We start from the raw sequence: 2,471 nt of genomic DNA, 5'->3' as shown, positions 1-2,471 counted from the left end.
CGAGGCCGGCCTGCCGCCGGCCGAGCCAGGACCGATCAAATCGCCGGGTAGGATACCGTTCGCCCGCAATCATGCGGAGGAGGATATTGCCAATCAGTTCGTTGCCGCGGTCGAGGGGGCGGGCTTGGCACCTGCCGATCTGGCAGGGCGACAACTCACGATGCGCATTCAAAATCCCATTGGCATCTGCCCGACTTGCCGCCAGGGTCTGCGAAACCCGAATGTGGATCCCGGCGTGCTCAAGCAGTTGAGCGAGCGCTATCCCGAATTGAGTATCCGCGTCGTTGTCGATAATCCTGGCGATCGGCTGTCAGGGTTGAGCGATTTTGTCATCCGTGGAGGCCGGTACGTCGAATGATCAGCACGACAGGACGCCCGACTTCCACCGGCCGCGCAGAGGGTGTACCCGACCGATCGGACTTGGCCGCACGTGTGGCCGAGTTCGTATCTCGTGCTCGCGTCGTGCTCCTCATGCTGTCTCCCGACGAAGCTCGCCAGGAGGGCGAGCGAGCCCTCGATCTCGCTGAGCGCTTCGCCCGTGGTGAAGCAATCGAACCGCGCACGATCGAGGACAGCCTGATGAACGAGGAGGAGCAAGGGATCCTCCTCCACGAACAGCGCGCTTCCGGCACGCTTGAACAAAACATCTGGTCGGCCGTGGCGTCGGTGGTCGGCTATGCCGCCTGGGCGGCCGCCACGGCGCGTGGCGAGCCTCTGAGCGCCCTAGTGGAATACTTCGACCTTCCCGAGGCTCCTGACGTCGTGGAGGAAGCCCTTCGGACGGCGGAGAGCAGCCGATAACGAACGGCCACCGGCGCCTTGTCTCAGAGTCTCCCCTGAGGCAGCCAGCCCGGCGCCCGAGAGAGACCTATCATGCTGCCGATCGAAGAAATCCTCGGGCCGATCGAGCGGGAGCCTAATGTGCCGGGTACGCGACCCGGTGAGAGCGAGAAGGTACGCTACATCTCGTTCCAAGAGCCGCGCACGCCTGACGACGTTTTTGAGGAAGTTCCCTGGGTGGTAGAACCGCCCCTGCCAAAGCGTGGCGGTGTGATCCTCGAAGGTTGCATCCTCACCCTGCCGGATGGTCTGCAATTCTGCGCTCTTTTGTTTCACAGCGATGTCGAGGCTTGGCAGCGGCAGATCGTTACAACGTCCAAATTCACGTTCCCGAGGGTGTCGAGATCCCGAGATAATGACGATGAGCTACATTCCAGCCACAGCTGAGTACGGCGTAGTTTTGCGAAAGGCTGCATTGTGCGAAAAGGATGTTTCACGCGACATCATATTGGAGGCCATGAAAGATATCGATATCTTGGGCGAAGATAAAAATTTGATATCCTGGGGTCCTTTGTTTGGGCGGGAGGCGCTTGATGAGATAAGATTGCGTCTGTCGAAGACAAAATTAGAATACATTGATGACTATATAGATATTGATTTTCTATTGCCGCAATGGATCGGTCTCGGCGTCGCGCTCAATCGCTAGGTGCTAAAAACTCAAAGAACGAGGGCGCACCTTCCTCGAAGATTTATGTCGCTCGATGTTTGCGGTGCAGAGATTTATAATATGATAGCGAACCTCCAGGCGTTCTAGCGGAATCCTTCGACCTTTCCGAGGCTCCTAACGTCCTGGAGGGAGCCGTTCGAACGGCGGAGAGGGGCCGGTCACGAGCAGCCACCGGCATCTGGTCTCACAGTCTCTCCTGAGACAGCCAGCCCTGCGCCCAGGAGTTCCATGATGCCGTCGATAGAAGAGATCGTCGGACCGATCGAGCGGGAACCGAAGATTCCCGGCACGCGGCCCGGCGAGAGCGAGAAGGTACGCTACATCTCGTTCAAGGCGCCCCGTACGCCGTCCCACATCCTCAAGGAAGTCACTTGGGCGGTGCAGCCACCTATTCCGAAGGAGGGGGGCGTGATGCTCGAAGGATGTATCCTTACCCTCCCGGATGGTCTGCCATTCTGCGCTCTTTTGTTTCACAGCAATATCGAGGCTTGGCAGCGGCAGATCGAGGAGGGCGCCCGGCTGCTCGGCCTCGTCAGCGCCCGGCTCGAAGACGAGGTGCTGCACCTCTCCGACGGGCGCTCGATCCCCCTCGCCGACTGCAAAGTCGAACTCGATTGAGATGAACTGCGCCGCCCGCGACGAGGGTCGGCGGCGTGGGCAGCTTTCGATGCCGATACCAGCGGCGAACCAACTCGCCGCCAACCAGCAGCGCAACGCGGACCTGCCGCAATCCCTCGCGGCGATGGGACCGCGGAACGGACCGCCGAGCTTCACGATGCCGCCGGTCGAGCCGCCGCGCGTCGCCCCACCGCCCGCGTTCCCGACCTTCGCGCTCTCGCCGCCCGCGGCCGATCCGGCACCGCTGCCGACGCCGCCCGCCTTCGCGAGCCAACCCTGGACGCGGCGAGCTTCACCCCGCCCGCGCCGACGGCCCCCACCTTCGCGCTCCCCGAAGCGGCGGGCG

At 61.9% G+C, this 2,471-nt stretch carries 5 protein-coding genes and 1 pseudogene; all 6 read left to right on the top strand.

What is annotated here, in order from left to right:
- The coding region (locus MFF42_RS23905; RefSeq protein WP_238258309.1) for a hypothetical protein at nt 1-358 on the top strand (358 nt) is incomplete at its 5' end.
- The gene (locus MFF42_RS23900) at nt 355-801 is read left to right on the top strand and encodes an Imm6 family immunity protein (protein ID WP_283206921.1); all 447 of its coding nucleotides are present in this window, start codon (nt 355-357) and stop codon (nt 799-801) included. The genes MFF42_RS23905 and MFF42_RS23900, both read left to right, overlap by 4 nt.
- Nucleotides 802-873: 72 nt before the next feature.
- A complete protein-coding gene (locus tag MFF42_RS23895; protein WP_238258305.1) occupies nt 874-1,227 on the top strand; it encodes a hypothetical protein in 354 nt (117 codons plus the stop codon).
- Complete coding sequence (locus tag MFF42_RS23890; RefSeq protein WP_238258303.1) at nt 1,202-1,486, top strand: hypothetical protein; 285 nt, start codon at nt 1,202-1,204, stop codon at nt 1,484-1,486. Before MFF42_RS23895 ends, MFF42_RS23890 begins: the two co-directional genes overlap by 26 nt.
- A 252-nt stretch (nt 1,487-1,738) precedes the next feature.
- The gene (locus MFF42_RS23885; RefSeq protein WP_238258302.1) at nt 1,739-2,125 is read left to right on the top strand and encodes a hypothetical protein; all 387 of its coding nucleotides are present in this window, start codon (nt 1,739-1,741) and stop codon (nt 2,123-2,125) included.
- 49 nt (nt 2,126-2,174) lie between these two features.
- Nucleotides 2,175-2,471 (top strand): annotated as a pseudogene (locus MFF42_RS23880) (hypothetical protein); the annotation flags it as partial.

Origin of the sequence: Methylorubrum podarium, assembly GCF_022179745.1 — a bacterium.
Lineage (GTDB): Bacteria > Pseudomonadota > Alphaproteobacteria > Rhizobiales > Beijerinckiaceae > Methylobacterium > Methylobacterium podarium.
The sequence above is the reverse complement of the archived record's forward strand: the minus strand, read 5'-3'. Positions and strand labels throughout refer to the sequence as shown.